Source organism: Umezawaea sp., from assembly GCF_036375055.1.
Taxonomy (GTDB): domain Bacteria; phylum Actinomycetota; class Actinomycetes; order Mycobacteriales; family Pseudonocardiaceae; genus Umezawaea.
In genome coordinates, this window is the sequence record NZ_DASUSQ010000091.1 from 1 (window position 1) to 16576 (window position 16576).

A 16576-nucleotide genomic window follows, 5' to 3' on the forward strand; every position below is an offset into this window, starting at 1 on the left:
ACTCGGGGGATTTGCCCCTTGAAATTGTCGGGCAAGGGCTTCCCACCTGCCCTTTCAAGCCCGACAAAGGGGCAAATCGAGGGGTCCCGAGTCACACCGGCCACACCACGACGTGCGCGACCAGACCGCCCTTCACGAACCTCCCGAACCTCACAAAAGCCACAAACCTCACAAGCCCCACCAACCCCGCAGAACCAGCCCCGCCCGAGAAGCGCCGGCCAAAACCGGACACGCCCTGCCGATCTCCCCACCAGGGTGCGACCGGCAAGGCAAACTGTTCCGGTAATGGACCTTGTGTTGCGAGGAGAGTGACGTGTACCGGGTGTTCGAGGCCCTCGACGAACTGGTCACGATCGTCGAGGAAGCGCGTGGAGTGCCGATGACCTCCGGGTGCGTCGTGCCGCGTGGCGACGTCCTCGAACTCCTCGACGACGTTCGTGACGCCATCCCCGCCGAGCTGGACGACGCGCAGGACGTGCTCGACCACAAGGACGAGCTGGTCGGCAAGGCCGCGCACGAGGCCGAGACGGGTGTCAGCAAGGCGCGGTCCGAGGCCGAGCGGATGCTGTCCGAGGCGCACGCGGAGGCCGAGCGGATGCTCGCGGAGGCGCGCGCCCGTGCCGAGCGCATGGTGGGCGAGGCCGAGAACCAGGCCGAGCGCACCGTGGCGGCCGGTCGGCAGGAGTACGAGGACCTGGTGGGGCGCGCGCACGCCGAGGCCGACCGGATGGTGCAGGCCGGGCGGGCCAGCTACGAGCGGGCGGTGGAGGAGGGTCGGGCCGAGCAGGTTCGGCTGGTCGACCAGACCGAGGTCGTGGCGGCGGCGCACGCCGAGTCGGCCAGGGTGCTCGACGCGGCCCAGTCGGAGGCCATCAGGCTGCGCAGCGAGTGCGACGCGTACGTCGACGGCAAGCTCGCCGACTTCGAGGACCTGCTGGCGCACACGCTGCGCAGCGTCGGCAAGGGGCGCTCGCACCTGCGGGGTCCGGCCGTCGCCAGCGTGTCGGCACCGTTCGACTACCACGACTGAACGCAACGTTCACCTGCGGATTTCGCCCACGGCCCACTCGTCGCGTACCCTGGAGCGGCTGGCCGTGGTAGGTCCCCCGACAGCGAAACCAACACATCATGTCTGAGCATCGTCACGCCTCCGCGCGTTCCACAGCAACCGGGCCCTGGGTAATCGACACCAGGGACATCGGTCGTAGAGCGGGCTCCAGCCGCGCTTACCAGCGGTCGGTGCCCGCGGCAGGTCTTGGCCTGCTCGACGTGATCGCGGTTCCGGATGGCGGGGCGGTGGAGCTCGACTTGTTGGCGGAGTCGGTCGTGGAAGGCGTGCTGATTTCCGGCACGGCGATCACGGACGTGGCGGGGGAGTGCTCGCGCTGCCTCGACCCGATCGCCGACCACGTCGAGATCAAGCTGATGGAGTTGTTCGCGTACCCGGACAGCACCACGGATGAGACCACTGATGAGGACGAGGTCAGCCGGATCTCCGATGATCTGATCGACCTCGAACCTGTGGTGCGGGATGCCGTCGTGCTCGCGCTGCCGCAGGTGCCGCTGTGTTCGCCGGACTGCCTCGGGCTGTGCGTCGACTGCGGTGGCAAGCTGGCGGAGCTTGGGCCCGACCACGGGCATGAGACGATGGATCCCCGTTGGGCCGCGTTGCAAGAGCGGTTCGGCGGGAATCGTGATAACTCGGAGGAGAACTAGTCGTGGCCGTCCCGAAGCGGAAGATGTCGCGCTCGAACACGCGCTCGCGCCGCGCCCAGTGGAAGACCAGTGCCGTGCACTTGGTGGCGTGCTCGAACAAGGCGTGCCGCGCTCCCAAGCCCCAGCACATCGCCTGCCCGACCTGCGGCCAGTACGACGGCCGCCAGGTTGTTCAGCCGGCCTGAGTCTCCTGGCGAAGGTAGCGGCGAACCGTGGGGGGTAGGTCGTCGCGTGATCGGTCCGCCGATCGCGCCCCGTTGCTCGAAGCGCTCGGCGTCCAACTGGACGCCGAGCTCCTCGTGCTCTCCTTGACACATCGGTCCTATGCCTACGAGAACGGCGGCTTGCCGCCGAACGAACGGCTTGAGTTCTTGGGCGACGCAGTTCTCGGACTCATCGTCACCGACCATCTCTACAACACCCACCCCGATCTGCCCGAGGGGCAGCTCGCCAAGCTCCGCGCCAGCGTGGTCAACATGCACGCACTGGCGGGCGTCGCCCGAACGCTGGGCGAGGACGGACTGGGCGGCTACCTGCTCCTCGGTCGCGGGGAAGAGCTGACCGGCGGCAGGGACAAGGCGAGCATCCTCGCCGACGGCCTCGAAGCCGTCATCGGCGCGGTGTACCTGGAATACGGTATCGATACCGCGCGCAAACTCGTGCACAAGCTGTTCGACCCGTTGTTGGCCGAAGCGCCGTTGCGCGGCGCGGGCCTCGACTGGAAGACCAGTCTTCAGGAACTCACCGCCTCAGCAGGCCTTGGAGTGCCCGAGTACCGGGTGGACGACCAGGGTCCGGATCACCGCAAGGAGTTCACCGCGACCGTGGTCGTGGCAGGCAACTCCTATGGCTCAGGCGATGGTCGTACCAAGAAGGAAGCCGAGCAGAAGGCGGCCGAGGCCGCCTACCGCGTGCTGTCGGAACAGGTCAGCGCTGATCAAGAAGCGGTCGCGACCGACAACGGCCATGCTGCTGGTAACTCGGCTTCATCCGAGACCTCACCCACCGAGGAAGTCTGACGCGATGTACGCCACCAACGTCCGCACGAACCGACGCACCCGCTCCACCAACCGCCCCACGCGTCCGCTGAGCGCTTCGCGCAGCGGAGGCATCCAGGGGCTGGTGCTCGTCCGCGACACCGCCCAGGCAGGCGGGTGGATGCTCAAGCCCACCAAGCCGCAGGCCGCCGCGTACGAAGACCTCGAGGCCCTCGAGCAGCTCGAAGCCGCTCGCGCGACCGAGGCCGAGGCTGCTGAGGACACCCAGGCTGACGCCTGAGCCGCACCTGATTGACTGAGCCGTGCCCGAACTCCCTGAAGTAGAGGTCGTTCGCCGCGGCCTGGATGCCCACGTCTCCGGCCGAGTCATCTCGGCCGTGGAAGTGCTGCACCCGCGAGCGATCCGCCGCCACCTACCCGGTGCGGCGGATTTTTCCGCGCGCCTCTCCGGCCAGACGATGCTTGCCGCGCGCCGTCGCGGCAAGTACCTCTGGGTCGACCTGGACGGCCCCGGCACCACCGACGGCGAAGCCATGCTCGCCCACCTCGGCATGAGCGGGCAGATGCTCGTCCAACCGTCGGGCACCCCGGACGAGAAGCACCTGAGGGTCCGCATCACGTTCGCCGACCAGGGGCCTGAGCTGCGGTTCGTCGACCAGCGCACCTTCGGCGGTCTCGCGCTGTCCGACATCGTCGAGGTCGACGGCACCAGGCTCCCCGGGCCCGTGGCCCACATCGCCCGCGACCCCATGGACCCCAGGTTCGACCCGGTCGCCGCGGTCAAGGCCCTCCGGTCGAAGCGCACCGAGATCAAGCGCGCCCTGCTGGACCAGACCCTCGTGTCCGGTGTCGGCAACATCTACGCCGACGAGTCGCTGTGGCGGGCGAAGCTCCACGGCCTGCGCCGGGCGGACAAGCTCACCGCGGCGAAGGCGACGGAGCTGCTGGGCCACGCCACGGACGTGATGAACGAGGCCCTCGGCCAGGGTGGCACGTCCTTCGACGCGCTCTACGTCAACGTCAACGGCCAGTCCGGCTACTTCGACCGCTCCCTCGCCGCCTACGGCCAGGAGCACGAGCCGTGCACGCGCTGCGGCGCGATCATCGTCCGCGAGCCGTTCATGAACCGCTCGTCGTTCTCCTGCCCGGTGTGCCAGCCGAAGCCCCGCTAGTGGTCTGACCAGCGGTAACTCCTCTCAGTACCCATGTGGTCCTCTGCTGTGGACACTACTGCGCAAACCGTAGTACTGTTCACGGCACATCACCGGGGAGATCTCATGGACACAAGTCAGTTGCTGAAGGGGGTGCTGGACCTCGCCGTCCTGGCGGTGCTCCGCAAGGAGGACGGGTACGGCTACGACGTGCTGCGCAGACTCCGCGCGGGAGGTCTGGACGAGGTGGGTGACGCCTCCGTCTACGGCACCCTGCGCAGGCTCTACAACGCTGGTCTGCTCACCTCGTACGTGGTGCCGAGTGAAGAGGGCCCGCACCGGAAGTACTACAGCCTCAACGAGCCAGGGCGGGAACGCCTGGCCGAGTCGGGAAGGACATGGCGGTCGTTCGCCCACACGCTGGACGACCTGCTGGGGGTGGTCGCATGAGCAGCACGCACACTCGCGCGGAGGTCCGGGACTACCTGGACCGGATGCGCGCCGCGCTCTCCGATCTGCCGGACGTCGAGATCTCCGAGATCATGGACGACGCGGACGCGCACGTGGCCGAGGTGGCGGCCGAACTGGGCGAGGAGTTCTCCGCCGAGGCCCTCACCAGCAGGCTCGGCACACCCGAGGTCTACGCGCACGAGCTGCGCGTCGCCGCGGGCTACCCGCCCTCGAAGCACGTCGTGGTCGTCGAGCCCCCCAAGCCGGTGTTCGCCGCCAGGTTCGCGTTCTGGGCCCTCGTGGCGGGGACGGCGACGGCGTTCGCCATGGGCATCGGCGGCCGTGACGGCTTCCCGCTCGCGTCGCTGGTCGCGGTCTTCGTCATCTGGGCGGTCGTCCTGCTGCACCGCAGGCCGGAACTCATCGGCCAGGTCGGCGACCTCCCGGAGAACACCGCCCTCCAGCAGGCCCTGGCCCAGGCCGAGGCGGGTCCGCCCGGCAAGGCCATCGCCTACCTGAGGTCGCTGCAACCGGCCTGGTGGCTGGCCCGGACCGTGCTGGTCGCCATCTCCGGGGTGGTCGTGGCGGGCTTCGGCATCCTCTTCCTGCTCACCCTGGCGCTGGCGGCGCTGACCTTCATGTCGGGTCCGCGGGCCAAGACCGACCGCCGCTGGCTCTGGGTGAGCCTCCCCGCGGCGGGCCTGGCCGCGGGCACCCTGCTCTACATCCTCGGCGCGGTCCTCCCGAACGCCACCTACCACGACAACTACCCGACGTCGTACGGGCCGCCGACCCCGACCCTGCCGAACAACGTCTACGTGTTCGACAAGAACGGCAAGGCGCTCACCGACGTCTACCTGTACGACGAGGAGGGTCAGCCGATCGAGACGCCGTTCTACGGCTGCCGCAACGGCGGTGGCGACGGTGCCAACTCGCGCTACCGCGAGGACAACAGGTACCCGCGTCCGAGGGTCGAGTACGACGACTACGGCAACTGCCGGGTCATGAGCGGCGTGCCGTTCGCGGTCTCCATCCCCACCGAGTCGCTCGACCCGTCGGCCTCGCTCGACCCGTCCGCGTCGGCGACCCCGTCGGGTCCGGTCGACCCCTCGATCTCGGTCACGCCACCCTCGAGCGTGTCTCCGGCGCCACCGACGGTGGCGACCACCTCGAAGTGACCGGGAGGGGGAGCGGAACCGGTCGGGGGTTCCGCTCCCCCTCATCAGTGCTGGGTGGGTTCGCCGAGCTTGCGCAGCAGCGGCGTCGCCGCGAGCAGCAGCTCCTGTTCGGACGGCGTCAGCTGCGCCAGCCGGTCGGACAGCAGCTCGGCCTCGCCGTGAGCCATGGAGATGATCATCTCCCGACCGTGGGGGGTGAGCTCCACGATCGTGGCGCGACCGTCGGCGGGATCGGGCTCGCGGTGCACGAGCCCCGTGGCCTCCAGTCCGGTGACGACGGTCGTGGCGGTCGGCTGCGAGCACAGCGCGCGCACGGCGATCTCGCCGATGCGCATCGGTCCGTGCATGGCTAACTCCGACAGCACCAGCATCTGGGTCGGTTGCAGGCGCCGCACCGGTGCGGTCTGGCGAAGGCTGCGAACCAACCTGTGCACCGCCACGACGAGCTGCAGTGCTTCCTGGTTGGTCACACTGGTGGTGGTCATAAAACGGCCTCCGCGTGCTCACTGGAGGTGAGCGATTGTCTGAATTCGGACAGGACATTCGCACTTTCGCACCACCCGTGTCCAGCACCCGCGACGAATAGTGGCCTCCTGCGACCCGCGACCACACCTTTGCCGTAACGCCGCAGGTCGTAGCACCCCGAAAGAGCGCTCCCCGGATGAATGAGCGTGAGTTGTCAAAAACGTGTCAATTCGGGTTGTGGCGGCATCAAGACCGCGTCAAGGCACCCACGATCGGGTGACTTTTTGGCGCACTGTGTGTCCATGCTGGAACGCGTTCACCACCGGGCAGACTGACCGACGTGGACGATCGACGCAGGCGCGGTGAGTTGCGCATCTACCTCGGGGCCGCACCGGGTGTCGGCAAGACCTTCGCGATGCTGGGCGAGGCGCACCGGCGGCGGGAGCGCGGGACCGACGTCGTGGTCGGCCTCGTGGAGACGCACGGCCGCGAGAAGACCGCGGAGCTGCTGGTCGGTCTCGACGTGCTGCCCCGCGCCAGGGTCGTGCACCGCGGCCTGGCGCTGGAGGAGATGGACGTCGACGGGCTGCTGGCCCGGCACCCCGAGGTCGCCGTGGTCGACGAGCTCGCCCACACCAACGCCCCCGGCTCCCGCAACGCGAAGCGGTGGGAGGACGTCGAGGAACTGCTCGAAGCGGGGATCGACGTGCTGTCCACGGTCAACGTGCAGCACCTGGAGAGCCTCAACGACGTGGTCCAGCGGATCACCGGCGTGCCGCAGCGGGAGACCGTGCCGGACGAGGTCGTTCGCCGGGCCGAGCAGATCGAGCTGGTCGACCTCACCCCCGAGGCGCTGCGGCGCCGCCTGGCGCACGGCAACGTGTACCCCGCGAGCAAGATCGACGCGGCCCTCGGCAACTACTTCAGGCTCGGCAACCTGACCGCGCTGCGGGAGATCGCGCTGCTGTGGGTGGCCGACCAGGTCGACGTGGCGCTGCGGCGGTACCGGGCCGAGCAGAGCATCACCGAGACGTGGGAGACCCGCGAGCGGGTCGTCGTCGCCATCACCGGGGGCGGGGAGAGCGAGACCCTCATCCGCCGCGCCCGCCGGGTGGCCACCCGCGCCGGGGCCGAGTTGCAGGTGCTGCACATCCTGCGCGGCGACGGTCTCGCGGGCGCCGCGCCCGCGGCGGTGGCGCGCTGGCGGACCCTGGCCGCGGACGTCGGGGCCACCTTCCACACGGTCGTCGGCGACGACGTGCCCACGGCGCTGCTGGAGTTCGCCCGCGGCACCAACGCGACCCAGCTGGTGATCGGCACGTCCCGGCGCACCCGGCTCGCGCGGCTGTTCTCGGAGGGCATCGGCGCGACCGTGCTCCAGGAGTCCGGCCCGATCGACGTCCACATGGTGACCCACGCCCAGTCCGGGACCGGCTGGCGCGCGGCGGTGGCGCGGAGCCCGCTGCGCCCCTCCCGGCGGGTGCTGGGCTGGCTGCTGGCCGTGCTGGCGCCCGTGGCGGCCACCGCGGTGGGCGTGGCGCTGCGGGAGGACCTGATCCAGTCGACCAACGTCGTCGACTACTTCCTGGCGACGGTCCTCGTCGCCCTGGTGGGCGGCCTGGGGCCAGCGGTGTTCGCCGCGGTCTTCTCGGCCCTGCTGCTGAACTTCTACTTCACCCCGCCGCTCTTCACGTTCACCGTGGACACCCAGCAGAACGTCGTCACGCTGGTCGCCATGGTGGTCGTCGGGGTGACGGTCGCGCTGGTCGTGGACCGCGCGGCCCGCCGGGCCGCGCAGGCCGCCAGGGCCCGCACCGAGGCGACCCTGCTGGCCTCCTACGCCCGGACGGTGCTGACCGACCCGCACCCGCTGGTGCGGCTGCTGGAGAAGGTCCGGGAGAACTTCGGCCTGGCGTCGGTCGTGCTCCTGGAACGGGTCGACGGCGACTGGGCGCGCGTCGAGAGCGCGGGCGTGGTGGCCGCCACCGAACCCGACGTGGACATCTCCGTCACGCCCGAGGTGCGGCTGGTGCTGCGCGGCAGGCCCCTGCCCGCGTCGGACCGGCGGGTGCTGGAGGCCGCCGCGGGCCAGGCGCTGCTGGCGCTGCGGCAGCAGCGGATGGCCGACCAGGCCAGGGACGCCCAGCGCCGGGCCGAGGGGACGGAACTGCGCACCGCGCTGCTGTCGGCCGTGGGCCACGACCTGCGCACCCCGCTGACGTCCATCAAGGCCGCCGTGGGGAGCCTGCGCGACCCGGAACTGGCGCTGTCCACGTCGGACGTCGGCGAGCTGAACGAGACGATCGAGCTGTCGGCGGACCGGCTGGCGGGCCTGATCGACAACCTGCTCGACTCCTCGCGCCTCGCCACCGGCGCCGTGCGACCGCTGTTCCGGGCCGTGGGCCTGGACGAGGTGGTCGCCCGCGCGCTCTCCGGTGTGGACGACGCGCGCCGGGTGGAGGTCGACGTGGACGAACACCTGGCCCCCGTCCGCGCCGACGTGGGGCTGCTGGAGAGGGTCGTGGCGAACGTGGTGGACAACGCCCTGAGGTACGGCGGGGACGCCGTGGCCGTCCGCGCGAGCGTGCACGCCGAACGGGCCGAGCTGAGGGTCGTGGACCACGGCCGAGGCCTGCCCAGAGGCGCGGCCGAGGAGGTGTTCGCACCGTTCCAGCGCCTGGGCGACCGGGACGCGACACCCGGCGTGGGACTGGGGTTGAGCGTGGCCAAGGGCTTCACGGAGGCCATGGGCGGCACCATCAGGGCCGAGGACACACCGGGCGGCGGGCTGACCGTCGTGATCGCGCTCCCGGTGTTCGACGAGGAGGAACACGCATGACCAGGGTCCTGGTGGTAGACGACGAACCGCAGATCGTCCGCGCGCTGCGGATCAACCTCACCGCCCGCGGCTACGAGGTCCTGACCGCCCACGACGGGTCGACGGCGCTCACCGTCGCGGCCGAGGGCAAGCCGGACGTGGTGGTGCTGGACCTGGGCCTGCCGGACCTGGACGGCGGCGAGGTCATAGCGGGCCTGCGAGGCTGGACCTCGGTGCCGATCATCGTCCTCTCGGCGAGAACGGACTCCTCGGACAAGGTGGCGGCCCTGGACGCCGGTGCGGACGACTACGTCACGAAGCCCTTCGGGATGGACGAACTGCTGGCACGCCTGAGAGCGGCGGTACGCCGTTCGGCAACCTCACCACCCACGGAAGAAGACGCCGTGGTGACCACGGCGTCATTCCAGGTGGACCTGATGGCGAAAAAAGTCCACAGGGACGGCAGGGAAGTGCACCTGACCCCAACGGAATGGGGCCTGCTGGAAATGCTGGCCCGCAATCCGGGAAAGCTGGTGGGCCAAAAACAACTGCTACAGGAGGTCTGGGGCCCGGCCTACGCCAAGGAGAGCCACTACCTGCGAGTATACCTGGCCCAGCTGCGGCGGAAGCTGGAACCGGAACCCTCGCACCCCAAGCACCTGCTCACAGAGCCAGGCATGGGCTACCGCTTCGAACTGTAGAAACCCGACCCACGACCCGACTCGCGCGTGCCGCACGAGAACGTGGCCGATGTGACCGGGGAGATCGGGCCCTGGAATCGGGTCACATCGGCCACACCGCGCTGGAACCGGCAGCCGCCCAGCCCTCGAGAACTCAGGGCATCTCAGTGGAGGGCGAACTGGACGACGTCTCAGGAGGAACGACCGAACTGGACGAGGGCGACGAACTCGACGTCTCAGACGGCGGCGTACTGGGCGGCACCTTCGTGACCTGCTGCTCACTGGTCGCCCCACCGGTCTGCGTCACCACCACCTCAGGGGCGGCGGGAGCCCCGGTCTCCCCACCGGCGGGCCCGGCGGCGTTGCGGGGCCCGTCCTGATCCCCCCTGGGCCTTCCGGGAACGGTGATCACCACCGTGGAGGTGGTCCCATCGGGCGCCACGCTCAACGACGTGCTGGTGACGGGCTGGTCCGCCTCCACGTCGGCCTTGGACTTCGGCGGCCCTGACTCGGGCTTGGCACCCCCGGCCAACAGCGAGGCCAGACTGGCGCACACGGTGGCCACCAGCACACCCCCGGCGGCCAGCAGCACCATCGAGGAGATCTTCTTCTCCGGAGGCTCCGGCGGCGCCTCGACCACCAACGGCGACTGCGACGACGACTCCGACTGACCGTGCTCGAACACACCATCTCCCTGTGGGAAACCCGGACGGATGGTTCCGTGCTCGATTCATCGGCGGAAACCCCTGGTGACCGCACCTTCAGGGGCAGGTCTCACACCTTCGTGTGGCACTGCGCCCCCGGACCGTCACCAGGGCCCACCGCGGTCGTTCTACGTCGTCGGAGTCGTGGTCTCACTGGTGGGGGGCGTGGTCGTCCCCTCGGTGGTCGTCGTCACCGGGGTGGTGGTGGGCGGCACGACGACCGTCGTCGTGGTCGTCGTCGTGTACACCGGCGGCTGCACCGGCTCCTCCGGCGTCGTGTCGTCCACGGTCGTGGTCGTGGTGGTCCCGTCCGGCCGGGTGACCGTCGTGACCCGCGTCCTCCGCGGCGTGGTCGTCGTGGTCGCGGCCGACGTGGACGACAGCGCCTCCACCTCGGTCCCCGCGGGCACCGACGTGGACGTCAGCGTCGGCGCGCTCGGGAGGGAGCTCTTGGACACGACGTCCTCCAGCGGGTTGCGGCCCGCGGGCGTCGCCCGGTCCTCCGGCCCTGACGTGAGCGCGGCGACCGTGGCGAAGAGCGTCGCCACCACGACGCCCGCCGAGGCGAGCACCACCCGCGGGGCGACGCGGGGCTTCGCGGGGTCGGTCGGCGGCGTCTCGTACTGCCCGTCGTTCACACCATCTCCTGGGGTCGTCGCTCGTGGCGGAAGGTCGGGGACCGCGCTCAGCGCGGGCCTACTGGGGTGAACGAGCGGGCGGTGGACTCGTCACGGTCTGCAATGGGATTGGTCCACTTGGTGGACCTGGGTCTCGAACCGGTGATGGCGAGACGGTGCGGCGAGGCGACGTCGGGGGATCGTCACGCCAACGTGCAGCCACGGTCGCGCACCGTACCACCATCGGGTGAACTATTGAGTCTCGTGCATCCGTCTGGCCGGCAGGATGGACGCCGTGGCGACAGGTGAACCGGACGTCCGGCTGACGGCGTGGGTGCGGGGTCAGGTCCAAGGAGTGGGATTCCGGTGGTGGACCCGAGCGCGGGCCCTCGAACTCGGCCTGGTGGGTTCCGCGTCGAACCTGAGGGACGGCCGCGTCGAGGTCAACGCGGAGGGCTCCGAGGCCGCCTGCCAGCGGTTGTTGGTGGCGCTGCGCTCAGGGGATTCACCCGGACGGGTGGACGCTGTGGTGGAACGCTGGTCCGATCCGAGGGGAAACCTCGTGGGTTTCGTGGAGCGTTGAACGAGTTCTGCCCCAACGGCGTAGTAAGTCGATGTGGAGCCCGGTGAAGATGTGGTCAGGCAGTTGTACGGTCGCTGGCGCGGACCGTTGCACGGCTATGTCCTCCGAATGGTCGGCGGCGACTACCAGCACGCCGAGGACATCGTCCAGGAGACGCTCTTCCGCGCCTGGCGCCACTCCGACGAGCTGAGCCCCGAGCAGGCCGGTCCCTGGCTCTACACGGTCGCCCGCAACCTCGTCGTGTCCGGCTACCGCCGCCGGGTCGCCCGTGCCACGGAGATCCCGATCGAACCGGCCGACCTCCCGCCGGTGGCCGACGAGGTGGACCACGTGTTGCAGAGCTGGCAGGTCGCCGAAGCCCTCCGCGCGCTCAGCGCCGACCACCGCAGCGTCGTGATCGAGCTGTACTACCGGCGCCGCACCGTGACCGAGGCCGCCAAGGTGCTCGGCATCCCGCCCGGCACCGTGAAGTCCCGCAGCTTCTACGCCCTCCGCGCCCTCCGCGACGCGCTCGCCGAGAGAGGGGTGACCGAGTCGTGAGCTGCTTCCAGATCACGTCGCTGGGGGCCTACCTGCTCGGTGCGCTGGACCCGGCCGAGCGCTCGGTGTTCGAACGGCACCTCAACACCTGCCAGGTGTGCCGCGAGGAGCTGATCCGGCTCGCCCCGCTGCCCGGTCTGCTCGGCCAGGTGAACCTGGCCGACCTGGAGCAGCCGTTCGACGACCCCGACCCCTACGACAACCAGCCGCTGCCGCCGCTGGCCGTGGTCCGGCCGCTGCCCGAGCCGGAACCGAAGCGGTCCCGCAGGCCGTTGCTGCTGGTCGGCGCCGGTCTGGTGCTGGTGCTGCTGGTCCTCGGCGGGGTGTTCCTGCCCCGCGCGGTCGAGGGTGACGCGGTGCGGGCCGAGTCGCCGCCGACGTCCAGCGCGCCCCCGCCCCCGACGTGGTCGGCGATGGACGGCAGGACGGGGGTCGGCGCGTCCGCGGCGATGGTGAGCCACGGCTGGGGCACCGAGCTGCGGCTGCGGCTCACGGACGTGCAGCCCGGCCTGCGCTGCATGGTCGTGCTGTACGCCAAGACCGGTACGAAGGAGATCGGCGGCTGGTGGGGCACCAGCGACACGGAGGGCGAGGTCATCCCCGGGTCGTCGTCGTTCGCGGTGGACGGCATCGACCACCTGGAAGTGGTCGCCGACCAGCAGGTGCTCGTGACCATCCGGCCCCCTGCCTGATCATCGATCCGCTGGTCAGGGGCCCCGCCTCCCGCGTCGGCCGCACTTCCACCGGTAGTCTCCACCGGACGAGTTCGCCACGAGGACGCGGAAGGCCGACCGGACGTGCACCTGAAGAGCCTGACGCTGAAGGGTTTCAAGTCCTTCGCCTCGGCCACGACGCTGCGCTTCGAGCCGGGGATCACCTGCGTCGTCGGCCCGAACGGGTCCGGCAAGTCCAACGTCCTGGACGCCCTCAAGTGGGTCATGGGCACCCAGGGCGCGAAGGACCTGCGCGGCGGCAAGATGGAGGACGTCATCTTCGCCGGCACGTCCGGCCGCGCCCCGCTGGGCCGCGCCGAGGTGACGCTGACGATCGACAACGCCGACGGCGCGCTGCCCATCGACTACTCCGAGGTGTCGATCACCCGGCGGATGTTCCGCGAGGGCGCGACCGAGTACGAGATCAACGGCAGCTCGTGCCGCCTGATGGACGTGCAGGAGCTGCTGTCGGACTCCGGCATCGGCCGTGAGATGCACGTCATCGTCGGCCAGGGCCAGCTCGCCGCGATCCTGGAGTCCAAGCCCGAGGAGCGCCGCGCCTTCATCGAGGAGGCCGCGGGCGTCCTCAAGCACCGCAAGCGCAAGGAGAAGGCGCTGCGGAAGCTGGAGGCGATGCAGGCCAACCTGACGCGCCTCACCGACCTCACCGCCGAACTCCGCCGCCAGCTCAAGCCGCTCGGCAAGCAGGCCGAGATCGCCCGCCGCGCCCAGACCGTGCAGTCGGAGCTGCGCGACGCCCGGATGCGCCTGCTCGCCGACGACCTGGTGACCCAGCGGTCCCAGCTCGCCCGCGAGGAGCAGGACGAGGCCACCGCCCGCGCCCGCCGCGCCGAGGTCGAGGCGTCGTTGCAGGTCGCCACCGTCCAGCAGAACGAGCTGGAGGACCTGGTCGCGGCGGACGCGCCGAAGCTCTCCCGCGCCCAGGACACCTGGTACCGGCTGTCCGCCCTGGAGGAGCGCCTCCGCGGCACCGTGCGGCTCGCCGTGGAACGCGCCCGGCACCTCTCCGCCGCCGTCGAGGCCCCTCGGGGTGGTCGCGACCCCGAGGAGCTGGAAGCCGAGGCCGAGCAGACCGCCGAGATGGAGCTGGAGCTCCAGGAGGGCGTGACGGAGGCCCGCATCGGGCTGGCCGAGGCCGTGGAGATCCGCGGCGAGCTGGAGCGGATGGTGTCCGCCGCGGAGAAGGCGCACCTCGCCGCCGTGCGCGCCATCGCCGACCGCCGCGAAGGTCTGGCCAGGCTGTCCGGCCAGGTCGAGGCGCTGCGCAGCAAGACGAACGCCACGTCCGAGGAGATCGACCGCATGTCCACCGCGCTCGCCGAGGCGGTGGAGCGGTCCGAGGTCGTGCGGCTCGAACAGGCCGAGCAGGAGGCCACCACCGGCACCGAGGACGAGGGCGACCTCGGGCTCGACGACCGCCACCGGCACGCCGTGGAGGCCAACGAGGCCGCCAAGAGCCGGGTCGAGGAGCTGGTCAGGGCCGAGCGGACCGCCGAGCGCGACATCGCGTCGTGGCGGGCCCGCGTGGACGCCCTGTCGCTCGGGCTGACCAGGAAGGACGGTGCCGGCGCGCTGCTCGCCGCCGGATCGCGGCTGCCGGGCCTGCTGGGCTCCGTGGCGGCGCTGCTGACCGTGTCGCCGGGCGCCGAGGTGGCGCTGGCCGCCGCGCTCGGACCGATCGCGGACGCGGTCGCCGTCGCCGGTGGGCACGACGCGCTGGAAGCGCTGAAGCTGTTGAAGGAGAACGACTCCGGGCGGGCGGGAGTGCTCGTCGGCGGTGCCCGGTCCACCGTGGACACCGGCTCGTGGCCGGCGCTGCCGCCCGGCGCGCGGTGGGCCGTCGAGCTGGTGCGCGCGCCGGACGGGCTGCTGCCCGCGCTGCACCGCGCGCTGGACCGCGTGGCCGTCGTGGACGGTCTGGACGCCGCCCGCGACCTGGTGCGCTCGGCCCCGGACGTGCGCGCGGTCACCCGCGAGGGCGACCTGTTCGGCGAGGACTGGGCCATCGGCGGCTCCGGCCGCAGCCAGAGCGTCATCGAGGTGCAGGCCGCGGTCGACGAGGCCGAGGAGAAGCTGGCGCTCGCCGAGCACGCGCTGGAGCAGTCCGCCGCGTCGCTGGACGGCGCGCGCGCCGAGCAGCAGGCCCGCCGCGCCGAGGTGGCCGCGATCAAGGAGGAGCTGAACGAGGCCAAGGTCCGCCGGGCCAGGTCCTCCGAGCGGCTCAACCGGCTCGCGCAGGCCGTGCGCTCGGCCGAAGCCGAGGTCGAGCGGGTCCGCAGCCAGCGCGCGAAGGTCGAACTCGCCCGCGAGGAAGCCCTCGGGCAGCTCGAAGAGCTGGAAGAACGCCTGCTCGTCGCCCAGGAGGAGCAGACCCTCGACGACGAGCCCGACACCGCGCAGCGCGACGAGGCCGCCGCCGAACTCGCGGGCGCCCGCCAGTCCGAGATGGACGCGCGGCTGGCGCTGCGCACCGCCGAGGAGCGCGCCCGCGCCGTGCAGGGCAAGGCCGACGCGCTGCGCCGGGCCGCCCGCGCCGAGCGCGAGGCGCGCGAACGGGCCCAGCGCGCCCACGCCGCCCGCGCCCACGGCGCCGTGGTGGCGAACGCCGTCGTGCGCGGCGGTGAACTGGCCCTGGAGCGCATCGAGGAGTCGCTGCGCCGCGCCGTGCACGAGCGCGACGTCGCCCAGGAGCGGCGGGCCAAGCACGAGGCCCTGTTCGCGCAGGTGCGCGGCGTCGTGCGGGAGATGACCGGCGAGCTGGAGAAGCTGACCGACGCCGTGCACCGCGACGAGGTGCTGCGCGCCGAGCAGCGGATGCGCATCGAGCAGCTCGAGACGAAGATCGCCGACGACTTCGGCATCGGCCTGGAAGACCTGGTCAACGAGTACGGGCCGGACATGATGATCCCGCCGACCGCGCCGGAGATCGCCGAGTACGAGGCCGCGAGGGAGCGTGGCGAGCAGGTCACCGCGCCCCAGCCGATGCCCTACGACCGCGACACGCAGGCCCGCCGCGCCAAGCGCGCCGAGCGCGACCTGTCGCTGCTGGGCAAGGTCAACCCGCTGGCGCTGGAGGAGTTCGCCGCGCTGGAGGAGCGCTACAAGTTCCTCTCCAACCAGCTGGAGGACATCAAGGCCACCCGCCGCGACCTGCTGACCGTGGTCAAGGACGTCGACGACAAGATCCTCGAGGTGTTCACCGCGGCCTACGAGGACGTGGCCCGCGAGTTCCTCGTGGTGTTCGCGACCCTGTTCCCCGGCGGTGACGGCAGGCTCGTGCTGACCGACCCCGACGACATGCTCACGACGGGCATCGAGATCGAGGCCCGCCCGCCCGGCAAGAAGGTCAAGCGGCTGTCGCTGCTGTCCGGTGGTGAGAAGTCCCTCGCGGCCGTCGCCATGCTCGTCGCCATCTTCCGCGCCCGGCCCTCGCCGTTCTACGTGATGGACGAGGTCGAGGCGGCGCTGGACGACACCAACCTGCACCGGCTGATCGGGCTGTTCGAGCAGCTCCGCGAGAAGTCGCAGCTGCTGATCATCACCCACCAGAAGCCGACGATGGAGATCGCCGACGCGCTCTACGGCGTGTCGATGCGCGGCGACGGCATCAGCCAGGTGATCTCCCAGCGGCTCCGAGGCCGGGGCGCGAAGCCCGCCGTGATCGAGTCCGCGGGGCAGGCGCCCGACCGGGACGCCGAAGCCGCGGTGGCCGTCGCCGAGGGCACCAGCGCGGCGGCTGAGGCCGCGGTGGCGAAGCTGGAGGCCGGAGTGGCCGTCGGTGCTGCCGACGCCGAGGTAGCCGCCGGAGCTGACGCCGAGGTGGCTGTCGGTGCTGCTGACGCCGAGGTGGCCGCCGGAGCTGCCGACGCCGAGCCTGCCGAGACCGCCGAGGTTGCCGACGGGGCTCCGGTCGACTGAGCCGACCGGAGGGAGCCCGTCCCG

Annotated in this window: 18 protein-coding genes; 16 read left to right on the top strand and 2 right to left on the bottom strand. The window is 71.0% G+C overall.

The window, feature by feature from the left end:
- The first annotated feature begins 313 nt into the window (after window positions 1-313).
- The 8 genes from VFZ92_RS24880 to VFZ92_RS24915 all read left to right on the top strand — a co-directional run bounded on the left by VFZ92_RS24880 (window position 314) and on the right by VFZ92_RS24915 (window position 5493).
- Window positions 314-1030: a DivIVA domain-containing protein gene (locus VFZ92_RS24880; RefSeq protein WP_330878438.1), complete on the top strand. Its 717-nt coding sequence runs from the start codon at window positions 314-316 to the stop codon at window positions 1028-1030.
- A 98-nt stretch (window positions 1031-1128) separates the two neighbouring features.
- Entirely contained in the window at window positions 1129-1716 is a 588-nt protein-coding gene (locus VFZ92_RS24885; RefSeq protein WP_330878439.1) for a YceD family protein, read from the top strand.
- A gap of 2 nt (window positions 1717-1718) precedes the next feature.
- On the top strand, window positions 1719-1901 hold the full coding sequence (gene rpmF / locus VFZ92_RS24890) for a 50S ribosomal protein L32 (protein ID WP_106188086.1): 183 nt from the start codon (window positions 1719-1721) through the stop codon (window positions 1899-1901).
- A gap of 27 nt (window positions 1902-1928) precedes the next feature.
- Entirely contained in the window at window positions 1929-2735 is an 807-nt protein-coding gene (rnc, locus tag VFZ92_RS24895) for a ribonuclease III (RefSeq protein ID WP_330878440.1), read from the top strand.
- A gap of 4 nt (window positions 2736-2739) precedes the next feature.
- On the top strand, window positions 2740-2994 hold the full coding sequence (locus tag VFZ92_RS24900) for a hypothetical protein (protein WP_330878441.1): 255 nt from the start codon (window positions 2740-2742) through the stop codon (window positions 2992-2994).
- A gap of 22 nt (window positions 2995-3016) precedes the next feature.
- Window positions 3017-3886, top strand: coding sequence for a bifunctional DNA-formamidopyrimidine glycosylase/DNA-(apurinic or apyrimidinic site) lyase (gene mutM / locus VFZ92_RS24905; protein ID WP_330878442.1), 870 nt, complete (start codon window positions 3017-3019; stop codon window positions 3884-3886).
- Window positions 3887-3991: 105 nt separating this feature from the next.
- Window positions 3992-4315: a PadR family transcriptional regulator gene (locus VFZ92_RS24910; RefSeq protein ID WP_330878443.1), complete on the top strand. Its 324-nt coding sequence runs from the start codon at window positions 3992-3994 to the stop codon at window positions 4313-4315.
- On the top strand, window positions 4312-5493 hold the full coding sequence (locus VFZ92_RS24915; RefSeq protein WP_330878444.1) for an HAAS signaling domain-containing protein: 1182 nt from the start codon (window positions 4312-4314) through the stop codon (window positions 5491-5493). Before VFZ92_RS24910 ends, VFZ92_RS24915 begins: the two co-directional genes overlap by 4 nt.
- Window positions 5494-5537: 44 nt before the next feature.
- On the opposite strand, the gene VFZ92_RS24920 is transcribed toward VFZ92_RS24915, so the two are convergent.
- Entirely contained in the window at window positions 5538-5978 is a 441-nt protein-coding gene (locus tag VFZ92_RS24920; protein WP_330878445.1) for a MarR family winged helix-turn-helix transcriptional regulator, read from the bottom strand.
- A gap of 311 nt (window positions 5979-6289) precedes the next feature.
- Between VFZ92_RS24920 and VFZ92_RS24925 the strand changes: the two genes are divergently transcribed.
- From VFZ92_RS24925 to VFZ92_RS24940, 4 genes are all read left to right on the top strand, one after another.
- Window positions 6290-8797: a DUF4118 domain-containing protein gene (locus VFZ92_RS24925; protein WP_414720004.1), complete on the top strand. Its 2508-nt coding sequence runs from the start codon at window positions 6290-6292 to the stop codon at window positions 8795-8797.
- Window positions 8794-9477, top strand: coding sequence for a response regulator (locus VFZ92_RS24930; protein WP_330878447.1), 684 nt, complete (start codon window positions 8794-8796; stop codon window positions 9475-9477). The genes VFZ92_RS24925 and VFZ92_RS24930 overlap by 4 nt, the downstream gene beginning before the upstream one ends.
- A 146-nt stretch (window positions 9478-9623) precedes the next feature.
- Window positions 9624-9836 (top strand): hypothetical protein, encoded by a 213-nt coding sequence (locus VFZ92_RS24935; protein WP_330878448.1) that lies wholly within the window; start codon window positions 9624-9626, stop codon window positions 9834-9836.
- Between the two features lie 24 nt (window positions 9837-9860).
- A complete protein-coding gene (locus VFZ92_RS24940) occupies window positions 9861-10127 on the top strand; it encodes a hypothetical protein (protein WP_330878449.1) in 267 nt (88 codons plus the stop codon).
- A gap of 161 nt (window positions 10128-10288) precedes the next feature.
- On the opposite strand, the gene VFZ92_RS24945 is transcribed toward VFZ92_RS24940, so the two are convergent.
- A complete protein-coding gene (locus tag VFZ92_RS24945; protein WP_330878450.1) occupies window positions 10289-10798 on the bottom strand; it encodes a hypothetical protein in 510 nt (169 codons plus the stop codon).
- Between the two features lie 265 nt (window positions 10799-11063).
- Between VFZ92_RS24945 and VFZ92_RS24950 the strand changes: the two genes are divergently transcribed.
- From VFZ92_RS24950 to smc, 4 genes are all read left to right on the top strand, one after another.
- Window positions 11064-11360: an acylphosphatase gene (locus VFZ92_RS24950; protein WP_414720002.1), complete on the top strand. Its 297-nt coding sequence runs from the start codon at window positions 11064-11066 to the stop codon at window positions 11358-11360.
- A gap of 51 nt (window positions 11361-11411) precedes the next feature.
- Window positions 11412-11900, top strand: a complete 489-nt coding sequence (locus tag VFZ92_RS24955; protein WP_330878452.1) for a sigma-70 family RNA polymerase sigma factor — start codon at window positions 11412-11414, stop codon at window positions 11898-11900.
- Window positions 11897-12592 (top strand): zf-HC2 domain-containing protein, encoded by a 696-nt coding sequence (locus VFZ92_RS24960; protein WP_330878453.1) that lies wholly within the window; start codon window positions 11897-11899, stop codon window positions 12590-12592. Before VFZ92_RS24955 ends, VFZ92_RS24960 begins: the two co-directional genes overlap by 4 nt.
- A gap of 105 nt (window positions 12593-12697) precedes the next feature.
- Window positions 12698-16552, top strand: coding sequence for a chromosome segregation protein SMC (gene smc / locus VFZ92_RS24965; RefSeq protein ID WP_330878454.1), 3855 nt, complete (start codon window positions 12698-12700; stop codon window positions 16550-16552).
- Window positions 16553-16576 lie beyond the last annotated feature (24 nt).

Bases quoted from the DNA above. Each gene is read 5' to 3' on its own strand.
- VFZ92_RS24900 (WP_330878441.1), top strand. From the start codon at position 2,740: ATGTACGCCACCAACGTCCGCACGAACCGACGCACCCGCTCCACCAAC.
- VFZ92_RS24950 (WP_414720002.1), top strand. From the start codon at position 11,064: ATGGACGCCGTGGCGACAGGTGAACCGGACGTCCGGCTGACGGCGTGG.
- VFZ92_RS24910 (WP_330878443.1), top strand. From the start codon at position 3,992: ATGGACACAAGTCAGTTGCTGAAGGGGGTGCTGGACCTCGCCGTCCTG.
- VFZ92_RS24885 (WP_330878439.1), top strand. From the start codon at position 1,129: ATGTCTGAGCATCGTCACGCCTCCGCGCGTTCCACAGCAACCGGGCCC.
- VFZ92_RS24915 (WP_330878444.1), top strand. From the start codon at position 4,312: ATGAGCAGCACGCACACTCGCGCGGAGGTCCGGGACTACCTGGACCGG.
- VFZ92_RS24920 (WP_330878445.1), bottom strand. From the start codon at position 5,978: ATGACCACCACCAGTGTGACCAACCAGGAAGCACTGCAGCTCGTCGTG.
- VFZ92_RS24930 (WP_330878447.1), top strand. From the start codon at position 8,794: ATGACCAGGGTCCTGGTGGTAGACGACGAACCGCAGATCGTCCGCGCG.